18 protein-coding genes and 3 tRNA genes are annotated in these 16151 nt (G+C 65.4%); 13 read left to right on the forward strand and 8 right to left on the reverse strand.

Going from position 1 to position 16151, the window contains the following annotated elements; all coding sequences use genetic code 11:
- Nucleotides 1-73 precede the first annotated feature (73 nt).
- Both HVO_RS07150 and HVO_RS07155 read left to right on the forward strand, forming a co-directional pair.
- Complete coding sequence (locus HVO_RS07150; protein WP_004044417.1) at nt 74-2011, forward strand: ABC transporter ATP-binding protein; 1938 nt, start codon at nt 74-76, stop codon at nt 2009-2011.
- Nucleotides 2012-2054: 43 nt separating this feature from the next.
- Nucleotides 2055-2777: a creatininase family protein gene (locus tag HVO_RS07155; RefSeq protein WP_004044416.1), complete on the forward strand. Its 723-nt coding sequence runs from the start codon at nt 2055-2057 to the stop codon at nt 2775-2777.
- A gap of 38 nt (nt 2778-2815) precedes the next feature.
- Here the strand turns inward: HVO_RS07155 and HVO_RS07160 are convergent, their stop codons facing one another.
- The 3 genes from HVO_RS07160 to HVO_RS07170 form a co-directional block, all read right to left on the reverse strand.
- On the reverse strand, nt 2816-3262 hold the full coding sequence (locus HVO_RS07160; protein WP_004044415.1) for a DUF5790 family protein: 447 nt from the start codon (nt 3260-3262) through the stop codon (nt 2816-2818).
- Between the two features lie 88 nt (nt 3263-3350).
- Nucleotides 3351-3818: an NUDIX domain-containing protein gene (locus HVO_RS07165; protein WP_004044414.1), complete on the reverse strand. Its 468-nt coding sequence runs from the start codon at nt 3816-3818 to the stop codon at nt 3351-3353.
- Nucleotides 3815-4156, reverse strand: a complete 342-nt coding sequence (locus tag HVO_RS07170; RefSeq protein WP_004044413.1) for a dihydroneopterin aldolase family protein — start codon at nt 4154-4156, stop codon at nt 3815-3817. The genes HVO_RS07165 and HVO_RS07170 overlap by 4 nt, the downstream gene beginning before the upstream one ends.
- 101 nt (nt 4157-4257) lie before the next feature.
- On the opposite strand from HVO_RS07170, the gene azf reads away from it, so the two are divergent.
- Nucleotides 4258-5046 (forward strand): NAD-dependent glucose-6-phosphate dehydrogenase, encoded by a 789-nt coding sequence (azf, locus tag HVO_RS07175; protein WP_004044412.1) that lies wholly within the window; start codon nt 4258-4260, stop codon nt 5044-5046.
- A gap of 64 nt (nt 5047-5110) precedes the next feature.
- On the opposite strand, the gene HVO_RS07180 is transcribed toward azf, so the two are convergent.
- Nucleotides 5111-5536 (reverse strand): hypothetical protein, encoded by a 426-nt coding sequence (locus tag HVO_RS07180; protein WP_004044411.1) that lies wholly within the window; start codon nt 5534-5536, stop codon nt 5111-5113.
- Between the two features lie 108 nt (nt 5537-5644).
- Here HVO_RS07180 and HVO_RS07185 point away from each other — a divergent pair, with 108 nt between their 5' ends.
- Nucleotides 5645-6319 carry a helix-turn-helix domain-containing protein gene (locus HVO_RS07185; RefSeq protein ID WP_004044410.1) on the forward strand — a complete coding sequence of 225 codons (675 nt, stop codon included), beginning with the start codon at nt 5645-5647 and terminating at the stop codon, nt 6317-6319.
- A 6-nt stretch (nt 6320-6325) separates the two neighbouring features.
- On the opposite strand, the gene HVO_RS07190 is transcribed toward HVO_RS07185, so the two are convergent.
- A complete protein-coding gene (locus HVO_RS07190; protein WP_004044409.1) occupies nt 6326-6937 on the reverse strand; it encodes a DUF309 domain-containing protein in 612 nt (203 codons plus the stop codon).
- 144 nt (nt 6938-7081) lie between these two features.
- Here HVO_RS07190 and HVO_RS07195 point away from each other — a divergent pair, with 144 nt between their 5' ends.
- Nucleotides 7082-7306: a DUF7564 family protein gene (locus tag HVO_RS07195; protein WP_004044408.1), complete on the forward strand. Its 225-nt coding sequence runs from the start codon at nt 7082-7084 to the stop codon at nt 7304-7306.
- Between the two features lie 164 nt (nt 7307-7470).
- Nucleotides 7471-8154, forward strand: coding sequence for a rhamnogalacturonan acetylesterase (locus HVO_RS07200; protein WP_004044407.1), 684 nt, complete (start codon nt 7471-7473; stop codon nt 8152-8154).
- 173 nt (nt 8155-8327) lie between these two features.
- On the opposite strand, the gene HVO_RS07205 is transcribed toward HVO_RS07200, so the two are convergent.
- A tRNA-Arg gene (locus tag HVO_RS07205) sits at nt 8328-8400 on the reverse strand.
- 147 nt (nt 8401-8547) lie between these two features.
- On the opposite strand from HVO_RS07205, the gene HVO_RS07210 reads away from it, so the two are divergent.
- From HVO_RS07210 to HVO_RS07225, 4 genes are all read left to right on the forward strand, one after another.
- Nucleotides 8548-9057, forward strand: a complete 510-nt coding sequence (locus tag HVO_RS07210; protein ID WP_004044406.1) for a hypothetical protein — start codon at nt 8548-8550, stop codon at nt 9055-9057.
- Between the two features lie 188 nt (nt 9058-9245).
- On the forward strand, nt 9246-10697 hold the full coding sequence (locus HVO_RS07215) for a single-stranded DNA binding protein (protein WP_004044405.1): 1452 nt from the start codon (nt 9246-9248) through the stop codon (nt 10695-10697).
- A gap of 192 nt (nt 10698-10889) precedes the next feature.
- Nucleotides 10890-11321, forward strand: coding sequence for a histone (locus tag HVO_RS07220; RefSeq protein WP_004044404.1), 432 nt, complete (start codon nt 10890-10892; stop codon nt 11319-11321).
- Nucleotides 11321-12334 carry a histone deacetylase family protein gene (locus HVO_RS07225; protein ID WP_004044403.1) on the forward strand — a complete coding sequence of 338 codons (1014 nt, stop codon included), beginning with the start codon at nt 11321-11323 and terminating at the stop codon, nt 12332-12334. The genes HVO_RS07220 and HVO_RS07225 overlap by 1 nt, the downstream gene beginning before the upstream one ends.
- Here HVO_RS07225 and cca read toward each other — a convergent pair.
- The gene (cca, locus tag HVO_RS07230) at nt 12313-13692 is read right to left on the reverse strand and encodes a CCA tRNA nucleotidyltransferase (RefSeq protein ID WP_004044402.1); all 1380 of its coding nucleotides are present in this window, start codon (nt 13690-13692) and stop codon (nt 12313-12315) included. The genes HVO_RS07225 and cca overlap by 22 nt on opposite strands.
- 136 nt (nt 13693-13828) lie before the next feature.
- On the opposite strand from cca, the gene HVO_RS07235 reads away from it, so the two are divergent.
- The 3 genes from HVO_RS07235 to HVO_RS07245 all read left to right on the forward strand — a co-directional run bounded on the left by HVO_RS07235 (nt 13829) and on the right by HVO_RS07245 (nt 15064).
- Nucleotides 13829-13901 (forward strand) — tRNA-Asn (locus tag HVO_RS07235).
- Nucleotides 13902-13997: 96 nt separating this feature from the next.
- A tRNA-Ile gene (locus HVO_RS07240) sits at nt 13998-14072 on the forward strand.
- 581 nt (nt 14073-14653) lie between these two features.
- Nucleotides 14654-15064 (forward strand): hypothetical protein, encoded by a 411-nt coding sequence (locus HVO_RS07245; RefSeq protein WP_004044401.1) that lies wholly within the window; start codon nt 14654-14656, stop codon nt 15062-15064.
- 253 nt (nt 15065-15317) lie between these two features.
- Here HVO_RS07245 and HVO_RS20545 read toward each other — a convergent pair whose 3' ends face one another.
- Nucleotides 15318-16004 (reverse strand): hypothetical protein, encoded by a 687-nt coding sequence (locus tag HVO_RS20545; protein ID WP_144064039.1) that lies wholly within the window; start codon nt 16002-16004, stop codon nt 15318-15320.
- Between the last annotated feature and the right edge of the window lie 147 nt (nt 16005-16151).

A 16151-nucleotide genomic window follows, 5' to 3' on the forward strand; every position in this document is an offset into this window, starting at 1 on the left:
ACCCGGTTTAATCTACCGGCGGCTCGCTCCCTCACCCGAGTACTTTACTGCGAGCGCCCCCTGAACGGTTGTCGTGTCCCCTGAAACCGACGACGACCCGTTCGAGGACCAACGCGAGCGGGTCGACAACCCGATGCGGCGGTTGTTTGCCGAGTACGGCCGCGAGAACACCTTCGAGTTCGTCGTGGGCGTCCTCGCGAGCGTCGCCGCTCGCGTGCTCGACCTCATGCCGCCGGTCATCCTCGGCCTCGCCATCGACGCCATCATCCGGCAGGAGACGTCGTTCGCGGCCGGCTTCCCCGTCCTCCCCGAGGCGTGGATTACCCCGTACGTCCCGGCGACCAGAGACGGCCAGTTCCTCTTGGCGGTCGGCATCATCGTGTTCAGTTTCACCGCCGGCGCGGTGTTCCACTGGCTCCGCAACTGGGGATGGAACGCCTACGCCCAGCAGATTCAACACGACGTTCGGACCGACACCTACGACCGGATGCAGCTGCTCAACATGGACTTCTTCGCCGACAAGCAGACCGGCGAGATGATGTCCATCCTCTCGAACGACGTGAACCGCCTCGAACGGTTCCTCAACGACGGGATGAACTCCTTTTTCCGCCTGTTCGTGATGGTCGTCGCCATCGCGGTGGTCCTCCTCTCGTACAACTGGCAGCTCGCGCTCGTCGCCCTGTTGCCGGTCCCGCTCATCGCGCTTTTCACGTGGAAGTTCGTCGATATCATCCAGCCGAAGTACGCCGACGTGCGCTCGTCGGTCGGCAAGCTCAACTCCCGGCTGGAGAACAACCTCGGCGGCATTCAGGTCATCAAGACGTTCAACGCCGAGTCCCACGAGTCCGACCGCGTCGACGGCGTCTCGATGGACTACTTCGACGCCAACTGGGACGCCATCAACACCCGCATCAAGTTCTTCCCCGCGCTCCGCATCCTCGCCGGTATCGGCTTTTCGCTCACCTTCGTCGTCGGCGGCCTGTGGGTCATCAACGGGCAGGGCCCCGGCCCCTTCACCGGCGACCTCGAAATCGGGGAGTTCGTCACCTTCATCCTGCTTACCCAGCAGTTCGTCTGGCCGCTCGCCCAGTTCGGGCAGATTATCAACATGTACCAGCGTGCCCACGCCTCCAGCGCCCGTATCTTCGGCCTGATGGACGAGCCCGCGCGGCTGGCCGAACAGCCCGACGCGCCCGACCTCGCCGTCTCCGAGGGCCGCGTCGAGTACGACGACGTGACCTTCGGCTACGGCGACGGCGAGACCGTCGTCGAGGACATCTCCTTCGAGGTCGACGGCGGCGAGACGCTCGCGCTCGTCGGCCCCACGGGCGGGGGGAAATCGACGATTCTCAAGCTCCTGATGCGCATGTACGACCCCGACGAGGGGCACGTCAACATCGACGGCCAAGACGTGCGCGACGTGACCATCTCCAGCCTCCGGGAGTCCATCGCCTACGTCAGCCAGGAGACGTTCCTGTTCTACGGGACCGTCCGCGACAACATCACCTACGGCACGTTCGACGCCGACGACGAGGCGGTCGTCGCGGCCGCGAAAGCCGCCGAGGCTCACGAGTTCATCTCGAACCTCCCCGAGGGGTACGACACCAAGGTCGGCGAGCGCGGCGTGAAGCTCTCGGGCGGCCAGCGCCAGCGCGTCTCCATCGCCCGCGCCATCCTGAAGGACCCGGACATCCTCGTCCTCGACGAGGCGACCTCGGACGTTGACACCGAGACGGAGATGCTCATCCAGCGCTCGCTGGACGAACTCACGGCCGACCGGACGACGTTCAGTATCGCCCACCGCCTGTCGACTATCAAGGACGCGGAGCAAATCGTCGTCCTCGAAGACGGGCGCATCGTCGAGCGCGGGGCGCACGACGACCTCCTGTCGGAAGACGGCCTCTACGCCCATCTCTGGGGGGTTCAGGCGGGCGAAATCGACCAACTCCCCGACGAGTTCGTCGAGCGCGCCGCCCGCCGGCAGGCCGAGGTCGACGCCGGCGACGACTGAGGCTTCGCGTACCACTAAGGAGGGGGCAAACACTTCTTTCGGCATGCGACTCTCCGAAGCCACTTGGACCGAGGTCGCTGACCTCGACGGCGACCTCGCGCTCCTCCCGGTCGGAAGCACGGAACAGCATGGCCCGCACGCGCCGCTCGGCACCGACGCGCTCAACGCCGAATCGGTCGCCGAGGTCGGTGCCGACGCGTTCGACGGCGAGGTCGTCGTCGGCCCGACTATCCCGGTCAGCGTCGCCGAGGAACACCGCGCCTTCGACGGCACGCTCTGGGTCTCGCCGGACACCTTCCGCGCGTACGTCCGCGAGACTATCGAATCGCTCGCCCACCACGGCTTCGACCGCGTCGTCGTCGTCAACGGCCACGGCGGTAACATCGACGCGCTCGCGGAGCTCTGTCGGCGCGTCTCGCGGACGGGCGACGTTTACGCGGTCGCGTTCACGTGGTTCGACGCCGTCGGTGACCACTCCTCGGACATGGGCCACGGCGGCCCGTTAGAAACCGCCTTACTCCGCCACACGCACCCCGAACTGGTCCGTGAGGACCGAATCGACGAGGCCCGCGATGGAGGTGCCGACCGCTGGGGCGAGTGGGTCTCGGGCGTCAACCTGGCCCACGACTCCGACGAGTTCACCGACAACGGCGTCGTCGGCGACCCCGCCAAGGGTGACGCCGACCGCGGCGCGGAACTGGAATCGCTCGCGGCCGACTCGCTCGCGTCGCTCCTCGACGCGGTCGAAAGCCGGAAACTCGACTGAACGGCCCGCGGACGCGGACCGGCGAGTCGGTCTACGGATTACTCCTCTTCTTCGTCTTCGTCTTCGTCTTCGTCCGCGCTGGCGGCTTCCGCCGCTTCGGCCGCGTCGGTGAGCGCGCCGCGAAGCTGCGGCATCGTGTTGGTGAGTTCCCCGACGAGTTCGTGGGCCTCCTCGACCATCTCGATGAGTGCTTCGAGCTCTTCGATGGCCGCTTCGAGGTCCTCGGGGTCGTCGAACGCCTCGGCGCGCTGGCCGATGACGTACCACTTCTTGGCCTGTCGGACGTGCTCGGCCGCACCCTCGACGTCGAGCGAGGAGCGGAGGCCGTTGAGGACGCCGAGGACGTTGTCGGCGTCGGCCTCCCACACGTCGTCCGGGTCGGGAAGCGCCGACCGGGCCTCGCCGAGATGTTCCTCGACGTCGGCGCGCATCTCCGCCGCCGCCTCTCCGAACAGGTCGTCGTCGCCGAGCGTGCTTTGACTCATGCTCACACGTTCGGCGCGCGGGGGTTTAAAAACGACCCCGAAAGTGAAAGTGAAATCGAACGACTCCGGAGTCGTCGCCGCCGGATTCTCAGTCCACGTCGCCGAGGTAGACCGCGCCGCGTGCGTCGCCCATCTCGTCGGAGTCGCCGCTCCGGAGTCGGTCACCGAGCGGGCCGGGGAAGAACCGGACCTCCCCGAGTTCGTCGAGGGGGAGCCACCGCACGCCGACCTGGACCGAATCGCGCTCCGTCGGGTCGTCCGGCTCGTCTCCCACTCGCTCGCACCAGAAGAAGTGGTCTACTTGATGGCCGTCGTCTCTATCTTCGTAATGCGTCGAGGGCACGAAGTCCCTGACGTACGCGAGCGACCCGACGGCGACCTCGTAGCCGGTTTCCTCGTACACCTCTCTGCGGACCGTCTCCGCGAGCGACTCGCCGCGCTGCTGGCCGCCGCCGGGTGCGACGTACCAGTCCTCGCCGTCGGTGCGGTACTGAATCGCGAGGAGTTCGCCGTCGCGGACGAGGAGTCCGCGGGCGGCGCTTCGCGGGCGGGTCATTCAACCGACACGATTTTCATCAGCGGGTAGCCGTCTTCCATTTCCATTTCGGTCCGGACGCGGACGCCCTCGTAGTCGATTTCCATCTCGACTTCCATGAACCGCCCCGTGAGTTCCGTGTAGTCGGCGGTCGACCCGGCGAGTTCGGCGTCCAGCGCGTCGTCGAGAATGTGGACGGAGACCGACTCGCAGTGCGGTTGGTTCTCGATGGCCTCGGCCATGGCCCGTTCGAGGCTCCGGGCGCTGTCGGGCGAAACCGGCGTGCCGGCGAACTGGTGATAGAGCGTCCCGAACTTGATGCCCGCCTCGAAGCAGGCCGTCTGCGGGTCTGTGACCATACCGGGAACACCGTCGCTCTGGGTTAAAGTTCGGCGGTCCGAAGGGTCCAGCGAGCGCGAACCGGACCTTACTTAGCCTCCCTCGCCGGACGTTACACCGAATGGACCAGCCGGTTTTGCTGACGGGGGCTGGCGGGCGCGTCGGCCAGGCGATACTAGGGCACATCGGCGACGCCTACGACTGGCGGCTGTTGGACCGCGAGCCACTCTCCGACGAGAAGATTCCCGATTCGGTCGACTCCACGGAGGTGTACGTCGCCGACGTCACCGACGAGACCGCCGTGCGAAACGCCATGGACGGCGTCCACGCCGTCATCCACCTCGCGGGCGACCCGCGTCCCGAAGCGCCGTGGGACAGCGTCCTGCGGAACAACATCGACGGCACCCAACAGATGTTCGACGCCGCGGTCGACGTCGGCGTCGAGAAGTTCGCGTTCGCCTCCTCGAACCACGCCGTCGGGGCGTACGAAACGACGGACCGGACGCCCGATATGTACCGCCCGCACCACGAGTTCCGACTCGACGGGACGGAACTACCGCGCCCGAGTAACCTCTACGGCGTGAGCAAGGCCGCCGGCGAGACGCTCGGCCGCTACTACCACGACCACCACGACATCTCGGTCGTGAACGTCCGCATCGGCAACCTCACTCAGCACCACCCGCCGAAGGAGTACGAACGCGGGCAGGCGATGTGGCTGTCGTACCGCGATTGCGGGCATCTCTTCGAGTGCTGTATCGAGGCCGACTACGACTACGAAATCGTCTACGGTATCTCCGACAACGACCGTAAGTACTACTCCATCGACCGCGCTCGGGCGGTGCTCGGCTACGACCCGCAGGACAACTCCGCCGAGTTCACCTTCGAGGGCGAACCGCTGGACGAAGCGTAGGTTTCAGGGCTGGCGCATTTTTTCGGAGCGACGGATTCCACAGCCAGCAGCGTACCCGCCGTGGTCAGGACGTCCGAGTCTCGCCCCGCCCACGGTGTGGGTTCGCCCGATTCCAGACCCAGTAACTGTACACGACGAGCACGACCGCGAGCGCCGTATCGACGACTTCGATAGCGAACAACAGCGGCGGCATCGCGTCCGGCGACGTTGGGAAGATGCCAGCCAAATCGAGGCCGTAGACGGCGATGTAGAGTACGCCGGCGACGACCGCAACGAGTAGCGCGTCAGTATTCCCCGACCAGAGGCGATACGCGGTGGCGAAGCTCCCCAGCCCCAGCAGGATGAGAAAAGCGTTGAATCCCCAGTAGACGACTGGGGAGAGATGTTCGAACGACCGCGTCTCGATTGGTCCCCACGGCGCGAGCGAGACGAGAAGCAGGGTGACGACGGTCAACAAGAGTGCGATTCGTCGAGCGGCGGTTGCTGCCATAGCTACACTTTCGTCCACTGACGAGATGTGGCTGACTCCGAGCATACGAGGTGCATTTATAAATCCAGTCTTCCGACTCTGCGCCAACATCACTGCCGCACTTGGAAGATGAGATACACCACACTGCGGCTCGGCTGGGACGACACCGAACTGCACCCGTTGACAGAAGCGTTCACCGACGACGCGGGCGTCACCATCGAGTCACTCCACTACGTGAATTCGGTCGATGACGGCGGCTACACCGAACTGAGTCGCCTCCGGGGCGACCTCGACGCGGCGCGGGAGATCCTCGATTCGATTTCCGAAGTCCGGGCGTTCGACGTCTCTGCTGCTGGTATCGCGTATATCCACTACGAGTCGTCGCCGCTCATGGACCGACTGCTGGCGGTCGTCTTCGACCACGCAGTCGTCCTCACGTGGCCGGTCACCTTCGCCCGGCCGAACGGAAACCTCTCGGCGCAACTCACGTTGCTCGGCACCGAGGACGCACTGAGCCACGCGATTGCGACCATCCCGGCCGAAATCGACGTCTCGCTCGTTCGCACCGGCCGATACGAGGCGTCTGTCCACGACCCGTTGTCGTCGCTCACAGACCGCCAACGCGAGGTTCTCGACGTCGCAGTCCGGGCTGGCTACTACGAGGTCCCCCGAGAAGCGACACACCGGGAAATCGCCGCCGAACTCGCCGTGGCACCCGGCACTGTGAGTGAGCATCTGCAACGAATCGAAGCCAATCTCGTGTCGGCACTGGTCGGTGCGACCGGAGCCGACGGCGAGCCGTAACGAGAGTCAATCGAACAGGCCGCTCACGTCGTCTTCGCGGCGTCGCCGCCGGCGGACGTGCTCGCTCAATCGCTGAAACACCAGTCCGCGCTGGGCTTCGTTCCGCACGAAGTCGAACACCATCGCCGTGAACTGCGTCTGTTCCCCGTCGGCGACCTCTTCGTGGGCGTACCCGACCGCGTCGGCGACGACCGACTCGTCGTAGCCGTCCAGTTCCTCCGCGAGCGTCTCGGCCGCGACCGCGACGGCGTCGAAATCGAGGTCGTCGTACGTGACGACCCGGTCGTCGAGTCGGAGCGCGGGCGGGTCGGCGGCGACGCCGGGGTCGGCTTCGAGGCGCGCGAGAGATTCTCGAACGCCGGCGAGGTCGACGCCGCGGTAGTCGTCTGCGAGGCCGTCAAGGTACTCCCGCGCGCTCCGAGCGAGGCCGACCGCGCCGGAGTCGTTGCCGTCGCGGGCGTGGTGGACCGCCGCGGTGAATTGGATAAGCCCGTGGAGAAACCGCTCGTCGTCGGTGTCGCGTTCGAGCGACAGCCACTTCGACTCCCACGCGCCGTGGGCCGCCCGGTACGCGCCCGCGTTGTAGATGGCGACGCCTGCGCGAAGCGAATCGTCCATGCGAACCGTTCGCCGTCCACGAGTAAAGATTCCGCGAAGGGCGCGCTCCCGCGGCGTAGGGCTTGCATACTTATCCCTCTCGGGAACATATGAGGTATGATAGCACATGAATACCCTCGAAACCCTCGTCCGAGGTGTCGAACGATGACCCAGTCCCCGGTTTGTATCCGCTGCGGTGAGCAGTATCTGTTCACGCGGGCGTACAAAGGCAACTACTGTCGGGACTGCCACGGGTCGTGGGCCGCGAAGCCCCGGTCAGAGGAGGCGCCTCGCCCCCGTCCACAGCGGTCGCGCACGACCTCGTCGGTCCGCCGCCGCGAGGACGACGAGCGGTCGCCCGGCCTCGAACCGCCGTACGACGAGGCGTAAGTTCATTTTTCGGTCCGGACTGCCGAGTGCGCTCGGCGCTCCGTCGGTCGGTCCAACGCCACGTCCCGGCGGGTAGGCACCCGTTAGCGACGGTTAGGCGCTGATTTTTCCGTCGACTGACCCGACCGGAGTCACTATACGTCGCCCGGACGGGCGCTATCGAAATGTCGTCCGAGTCGATTACCGTCCATCTCGTCGGGGATTCCACCATGGCCGACAAGGAGGCGCACGAACGCCCGGAGACCGGGTGGGGAATGCCCTTTGCCGACCGCTTCGACGACGCCGTCACGGTGGCGAACCACGCCCGAAACGGTCGCAGCACCCGCACGTTTCTGGAAGAGGGTCGCTGGCGTCCCGTCGCCCGCCAGTTGACCGAGACCGACTACGTGTTCGTCCAGTTCGGCCACAACGACGAGGTGCCGTCGAAAGAACAGCACACGACCGAGGCGGCGTTCGTCGACAACCTCCGGAAGTTCGTCGGTGAGACGCGCGAACAGGGGGCGACGCCCGTGTTTCTCACGCCCATCGCGCGCCGCCAGTTCGACGACGGCGGCGTCCCGAAAGACACCCACCGCGCGTACGCCGACCTGACGAGAACCGTCGCGCTCGACCGCGACGTGCCGCTCATCGACATGGACGAGCGAACGCGGGCGCTCTTGGCTGAACTCGGCCCCGACGCGTCGACGGCGCTCTACAACCACCTCGAACCGGGCGAACACTCGAACTATCCGGAGGGAATCGCTGACGACACGCACTTCAGCGAGCACGGGGCGCGCCGCATGGCCGACGTGGTGCTCGGCGGGGTCGCAGAACTGGACCTCGGACTGGCCGCCCACGTCGAGTCCTGACGAGCGGTGAACCCGGTCGCGACGATATCGCTCGCTGTTCAGGTCTCCGTAGAGACGGTGTACCGCCCCGAGAGCGCAGAAGGCTCTCGAAGGTCGGTTCCAAAGAGAAACGTCCACAGAGCTTCGGTGAAGACGGACCCTCGCTTCGCTCGTCGTGTAGTTCCTCGTAGAAACGTCCTGACGGAGATTTGAACTCCGGTCCCTGGCTCCGCAAGCCAGGAGGATAGTCCACTACCCTATCAGGACTGTCTTGCTGCATCCTTCGGTACTCGACGGTTACTTAAGACGGTTACGATGTGAACTCCCAGTGAACCGCGGGACCACGGCACGAGGCGGGCGTCGGTGTGCGTGTCGTACGCAAGGACTTTTTCGCGAGCGGGCCTAGTTTCGCACGTGAATCGACGCGCGCTCCTCCTCGGAACAGCCGGGCTGTGCGCCTCGCTCGCGGGGTGCGCGAGCGGCGGCGACGCGGCGGAGGGGTCGACGGCGAGCACCGGCACCGAGACCGGAACCGCGTCGCCGACGGCGACGGGGACGTCCCGCCGCCCGCGACTCGTCGGGCGGTCGTTCACTCCCGTCCGCGCCGACGCCTGCTCGGCGGACGGCGGGGCGCTCGCGTCCGAGACCGAAACCGGCGTCTCCGTCGTCGGGTGCGTCACGGGGGCGACCGACTGTTCTATCGCCCGACTCGCGCGCGCCGACTACGACGCGGCGTCGGACACGGCCACGCTCGTCGTCGAGACCGTCGAGCGAGCCGACGCGGAGAACTGCGCCGAATCGCCGGTCGTCCGCGGCTACGAGGCGACGCTCCGATTCGAAAGCGGCCTCCCCGGCCGGGCGGTCGTCGTCCACGACGACGCGGACGGTCGTCGAGAGGTCGCCCGCATCGATATGGACGCCTGAGGCGTCCGAAGGTTCAAATCCGAGGCCGCGACCACCCCCGTTATGTCGCTCGATTCGCGCGGTCGGTTCGGCGGTCCAATTCGGAGGAAAACAACGCTTAAGCGCCGCCCTTCCCTGTTCGTCCATAGTATGAGTACGACGCTCGGTCTGCCGCGACGCGCGCGCTTCGTTCCGGGAGGTGACGCCTGATGGGCGTCATCCGGGAGGTCTACGACGACCTCGACACCGATGTCGAGTTCGAGGAGTTCGAAGCGGCGGTCAACGACAAGGTCGAACAGATGGGCGGCCTCGCCGACGAGGAGACGGCGGCGATGCTCATCGCCCACGAACTGCGCGACGAGGAGGTCAACGGCATCGCCGACATCGAACCCGGCATGGAGGACGTGAAGTTCCTCGCCAAGGTCGTCAGCATCGGCGAGGTTCGGACGTTCGAGCGCGACGGCGAGGACGAAGACGGGCGGGTCGTCAACATCGAGGTCGCCGACGAGACCGGTCGCATCCGCGTCTCGCTGTGGGACGAGATGGCCGCCGGCGCGAAGGAGAACCTCGAAGTCGGCACCGTCCTCCGCATCGGCGGTCGCCCGAAGGACGGCTACAACGGCGTCGAAGTCAGCGCCAGCAAGGTCGAAGAGGACCTCGACGCCGAGGTCGACGTGCAGGTGCTCGATAGCTACCGCGTCGAGGACCTCGCGCTCGGCCTCTCGGACGTGAACCTCGAAGGCAAGATTCTCGACGCCGGCACCGTGCGAACGTTCGACCGCGACGACGGCACCGAGGGCCGCGTCTCGAACCTCTCGGTCGGTGATCCGACCGGTCGCGTCCGCGTCACGCTCTGGGACGAGCGGGCGGACCTCGCCGAAGAACTCGAACCCGGCCAGTCGGTCGAGGTCGTCGACGGCTACGTCCGCGAGCGCGACGGCTCGCTCGAACTCCACGTCGGCTCCCGCGGCGCGGTCGAACCCATCGACGAGGACATCGAGTACGTCCCCGAGACGACCGACATCGGCTCGCTCGAACTCGGTCAGACGGTGGACATCGCCGGCGGCGTCATCGAGGCAGACGGGAAACGCACCTTCGACCGCGACGACGGCTCCGAGGGGCAGGTCCGAAACATCCGCGTCAAGGACGGCACCGGCGATATCCGGGTCGCCCTCTGGGGCGAGAAAGCCGACGCCGACGTGGACCTCGCGGACTACGTCGTCATCACCGACGCGGAGATAAAAGAGGGCTGGCAGGAGGACCTCGAAGCCTCCGCCGGCTGGCGGTCGTCCGTCGCCGTGATGGACGAGGCACCCGAGGGCGCGGCCGGCACCGACGCCGGCGGGTCGGCACCGACGCCGCCCAGCGACGAAGGCCTCGGCGCGTTCTCCGGCGACGGGTCGTCCGACGACACGTCCGCCGCGAACGGCGGGTCCTCGTCGGACGCGTCCGCGGCCGAGTCCACCGGCGAGGCGGTCGAGTTCACCGGGACGGTCGTACAGGCCGGGACGCCGGTCATCCTCGACGACGGCACGCAGACCAAGACCGTCGACACCGACGCCGACCTCGGCCTCGGCGACGAGGTGACCGTCTCCGGGACGGAGACCGACGGCCGCATCAGCGCCGAGTCGGTCGAAGTCCACACTGGCGCACAGCAGTAGGACGGATAGACCGCCGGTCGCCGGTCACCCACCGCCCCGCCGTCGGCGGGCCGTCGAACCTGACTCATCGTTCGCCCGGTTTTCGCGGCTCTTCGGCGCGAAATCCGACCGCTCGGGAGCGCTCCGTGCGATAAAATACAGAAGGGGCCGCGACGGAAAGGATTATACGCCGCACGGACCCGATATGTGGGTATGAGTGTCGAGCTACCGTTCGCCCCGGTAGACGCGATTATCCGGCAGAACGCAGGTGAGTTGCGAGTGAGCGCCGGCGCCGCCGAGGCGCTCGCCCGCCGGATTCAGGACCGCGGCGCGGAACTCGCGATAGACGCCGCCGACCGGGCGACGGCGGACGGTCGCAAGACGTTGATGGCCGAGGACTTCGGCGTTCAACAGGTCGTCGACCGCGACGAACTCTCCCTCCCTATCGCCCCCATCGACCGCATCGCCCGCCTCCGAATCGACGACCGCTACCGCGTCGCGATGGACGCTCGAATCGCCCTGGCCGATATCCTCGAAGACTACGCCGTCAACGTGGCGGACGCCGCCGTCAAACTCGCCCACCACGCCGACCGGCGGACGGTCCAATCCGAGGACATCGAGACCTACTTCTCCCTCTTCGAATAATGCAATTCGGCTACAGCGAAACGTGTCTCGACCACGACACCGGGCCGCGGCACCCCGAGACGGCCGACCGACTCCGGGCCATCCGGCGCGGGTTGGCGAAGCGCCACGGCGTCGAGTACGTCGACGCCTCGCCCGCCGAGAAATCCACTGTCGCGGCCGTCCACGACGACGGCTACGTCGACGAGTTCCACGAGTTCTGTCGCGACGGCGGCGGCAACTGGGACCCCGACACCGTCGCCGTCGAGGCGTCGTGGGACGCCGCGCTCACATCCGCCGGCCTCGCGGAGTGGGCCGCCCGCGCCGCGCTCGACGGCGACGACGGCCGCAACACGCCGTTTTCGCTCGGTCGCCCGCCGGGCCACCACGCCGTCGAGGACGACGCCATGGGCTTTTGCTTCTTCAACAACGCCGCCGTCGCCGCGCAGGCGGTCATCGACGACGGCCTCGCCGAGCGCGTCGCCATCTTCGACTGGGACGTTCACCACGGCAACGGCACGCAGGACATCTTCTACGACCGCGGCGACGTGTTCTACACGTCCATCCACGAGGACGGCCTCTACCCCGGCACGGGCGAGGTCGACGAGACCGGCGAGGGCGACGGCGAGGGGTCGACCCTCAACGTCCCGCTCCACGCCGGCGCGGGCGACGCCGACTACGTCTACTCGTTCGACGAGGCCATCGCGCCCGCCGTCGAGCGGTTCGACCCCGACCTGTTCATCGTGAGCGCCGGCTTCGACGCCCACCGCCACGACCCCATCTCGCGGATGCGCGTCTCCACCGAGGGCTACGCGATGCTCACCGAGTGCGTGCAGGAGCTCTGCGAAGAGACCGACGCCGCCATCGCCTTCGTCCTCGAAGGTGGCTACGGCCTCGACACGCTCTCCGAGGGCGTCGCGACCGTCCACGAGACGTTCGACGGCCGCATCGCCATGGATCCCGAGGAAGACCCCGACGAGAAGAACGTCGAGCTAGTCGACGACGTGCGCGCCGCTCACGGCCTCGGCGCGAAGTAGCGACCCAACTCGGCACCGAACGCCTCCGCGAGCGCGGCCACGTCGCCGCCAACGAGCACGTCGTATCCGTCCTCTCTGAGCGTCGATTCCACGTGTTTTCCGAGGGCCACGTCGAACAGCGCGTCGCTTTCGAGGAAGCCGGCCGCCGTGGTGAACTCGCGCTCGCGCTCGACCACGTAGCGGTCGCCGTCGAGGAACGGTCCGTAGTGGTCCTCGCGGTCCTCGTACGCGCCGTAGAACCCCTCAGCGTGCTGGCGGACGTGGACCGGCGGCCCCTCGTGGCGCTCGACCGCCGGGCGCTCGGCCACCGAGAGTTCCGCGAACAGGGCGGCTTCGCCCTGCCCCTCGCCGTCGGTGTCGGCGAACGCCGCCCGCCGGAACACGTCGAAGCCGCGTCTGTCGAGGCCGTCGGCGACGCCGGTCAGCGACTTTCTCAGCTGCGGGTAGAGCTGGTCGTCCACGAGGTCCGGGCAGTCGAAGACGACGGCGACGGCCGTGGTCCCGCGGCGGTCGAGGTGGCTCCGAACGCCGTCGGCGTCGAGCGCCGGCGGGTCGGGCCGGAAAAACAGCGATTCCCGCGGGTCGGAAAGCAGGTCGCGAGCGTAGTGCTGGAGACGGGCGACGTTCTCCGCCGAGCAGACCGCCGCGACGTTCCGCTCGGGGTCGGTCGGGTCGATGACGACGAGCGGGTCGGAAAACCGCCGCGTTCCGTGGTCTTCCGGGTCGAACTCGACCTGCGGGCTCCAGTCGGCGGCCGCCCGGAGCAACGGTTCGAAGCCGCCGTGTCCGACGACGAGAAGCTCGGCGAGATAGCCCGAGAACCCCTCGGTTCGGAGGTCGCTCCCGTAGGCATCGATACCCTTCAGGAAGCGCTTGAAGACGCGAACGTCCGCCGCGAGGTCGTCGTCGAGGCGCTCGGTCAGGTAGGCGTTGTGAAACGGCGTTCGGTCGACCGCCGAGCGGATGTCCGAGGCGGACGGCACGTCGTAACAGGGGACGAGGTCCACGTCGAAGCCGTCGTAGTCGCCTTTCACGTAAGGGTGTTCGGCGTACTCCTCGTGGCCGTCGGGGAGGACGGCGTGACCGACTTCGAGGCCGTACGCTTCGAGTTCCTCGCGGTCGAGGTCGGCCGGAAAGCGCACGAACAGGTCGATGTCGCGGTCGCCCGAGAGCCACGTGCCGCGGGCGGTGCTGCCGACTTGCAGCGCGTCGGCGTCCACCGGCAGGTCCGCGAGGGCGTCGTACACGCGGGATTCGAGGGCCGCCGCGGCGTCCGCGAGCGCCCGACGCTCCGCCTCGTCGGGGTCGATGCGCTCGCGGACCGCGGCGACGACCGCGGCGAGGTCCGAGTTCGTCATGCCCGCTGGTTTCCCGCGGGCGGGCGAAAGCGTGACGGTGCGCTCGCGACCGCGTCAGGCGGTGGCATCCGCCAGCCGTCGGTTAAAAACGAAAGCCCTATCAAGAAACATCGAATACGAGAGAGTGCAGACGAAAGCCGCCGTAGCTCAGTTGGTAGAGCACCTCGCTGTTAACGAGGTTGTCCCAGGTTCGAGTCCTGGCGGTGGCGCTTCTCCGTTTCTCATCCCGACGGGCGGTTCGTCTCCGGTTCGTCGGCGACGGTTCTGATAAGACATAAGAGGGACGACGGGAAAGAATCGGCCGAGGGCCCCTAGCTCAGTCTGGTCAGAGCGCTCGGCTCATAACCGGGTGGTCATGGGTTCGAACCCCATGGGGCCCATAATAATTTTAGCCGTTTTGTTGCTGGTGGAAAAGTCGACTACGGACCCTAACGCGCCTAAATTCGCCGTTTCCGCGAAATCTCAAAACGCCCGAAAATTCCAATTGCATAAGCTCTGCTTACGGACCGGCTCGCGGTCGGGCGATAACTTTAGCCGGGGGTGTTCGGTAGATGTCGCGGGCTCGTCGAGAGACGAACCTGTGGCGGTACGTCCGCTACGTCTGCGGCAGCTGCAAAGCCTGGTGTCTCGTCGACCACGCTGAGCGCGCGGCGATGCCGTCGTCTGGAACGACGGGCGCGGCCCCGACGTAGTGTGCGCGTGCTGTAACTCCGGCTGGGCCATTGACCAGGAATGGCTCGACGAACCGGTTTCTGACGACAATCTCTCCGAAGCCCTCGCTGATGGTGGCGAGTCGGACGCCTCGAGTTCGGAACGCTCGCTGGCTGAACGCTGGCCGAGTGCCAAAGCAGCGGCGAGTGTCGGTTAATCACCGACAAAGACGCGGATACGGAAGCGCGTAGAAACGGAGCTGAAGTACAGCGACGAGACGCTTTCGGTGGCGTCGATACTCGGCCGGAACATGATTGACCCGAAGCATGCCGAGTTCGTCGAATCAGTGATGAACGGGGAGGACGACTCCGAACCGGAGTCGTTCCGCCGGGCTTCACTCTCGTCTGAGTGGCGACTGGAAGCGATTATCGACCGTGACGGCGAGGAGCACCTGCCCGGAGGTGGCGGCGTCGACATGGCTCCGCTGAAACTCCCCGTCCAGCGGGTGCTGCAAGAGACGCGACTTCAGTACACCCTACAGAAAGGCGAGATGTGGCGCTGTTCCGAGTGTAACGTCGGTATCTACCAGACGGAGTGGATGGCTCGCCACTTGGTCGAACAGCACGGCCTCGACCGACCGGAGAGCGCTGACCACGTGCTGCACGTAGAGGACTACTTCGACAAGGACCGCGAGTGTATGCGGCACCCAGGTTGCGGCTAGTCTTTGAATTTGATACTTGATCTTGGACTCATCGAATAGAACCTTTTAAAATCATCATTATCTGAACCCAATAATTGATTTCGTAATATTCGTTTTAGTAATACTAGAGTCGCTTCTAGCGAGTCAATCAGGTCCGCAGATGAGACATCTGGATCACCGTGAACAACGTAGTTTCGCTCTTTCCTCCAAAAATACTCGGGAGTGTCAAGTATACTTGTATATGGAACTACATTATTGGCTAAATCGTCTGTTTCTACGTCCAGTTTTTGATTAAATTCTTGATTTTTGGATCTGTTTTTTCAGATATGCAATCTTCTCTTGCGTGCCATAGAGCAAGCATTTCGATGGCGCTGCAAGCACTCAGCATCTTTCCTTCGACTGGCCTGTGGGGGTCACGTGCGTCAATATAGTAGCCGAGTGTCTGCTTAACTCGAAGTTGATCGCGGATCCGCGGCGTGTAATTAGCATACGATTCAGAAATATATTTGTGGAAGTCACCCCACAACACTTTCTTCGGAAACTGTGTAAATCTGGCACCTGCGTTTGCTGGCCCCCCTGTTTTCAAGATTTCATAATGAGCTTCTATCTCTTCGACTGGTTTTCCTCCGATAGCAATTATTTTCGAACGGATCTGTCTCGGCGTGACGTCTTGTACGAGCTGAGATAATTCGAGAACTTTGACGACTTCTTCTGTGGCTAAGTTCACTTGGTGGCACAGGTCGCCGTTCACATCCTGCTTAACTCTGATTTTTGCTGTCCTAATGGGTTGGCTAGTAGACCTGATGTGGTCTCGGCGATCGGTGGTGTCTGTGAGTGAGATGCCATATATTTCTAGTTCGTCCGTCTCTACGTATGGTATCTCGACCTCATCAGGAATTTCAAATTCGGAATGGCCTTTCTGCTTAGCAAGAAGCTCTAAGTTCAGTACCTCACAAAGCATCCTCGCCTAGCTGTTTCTGAAGCCTGAGTTCTGTGGCGGAGCGGTTGGACTGGCGGTTTCGACGAGAGAATCATGGACGGATCGGCGGAGAGCCGTCGCTGTCGGCGGCGGCTGCCGCCGACGCGACAGCGTCGCCACTCCCACCGT

Origin of the sequence: Haloferax volcanii DS2 (genome assembly GCF_000025685.1) — an archaeon.
Taxonomy (GTDB): Archaea; Halobacteriota; Halobacteria; order Halobacteriales; family Haloferacaceae; genus Haloferax; species Haloferax volcanii.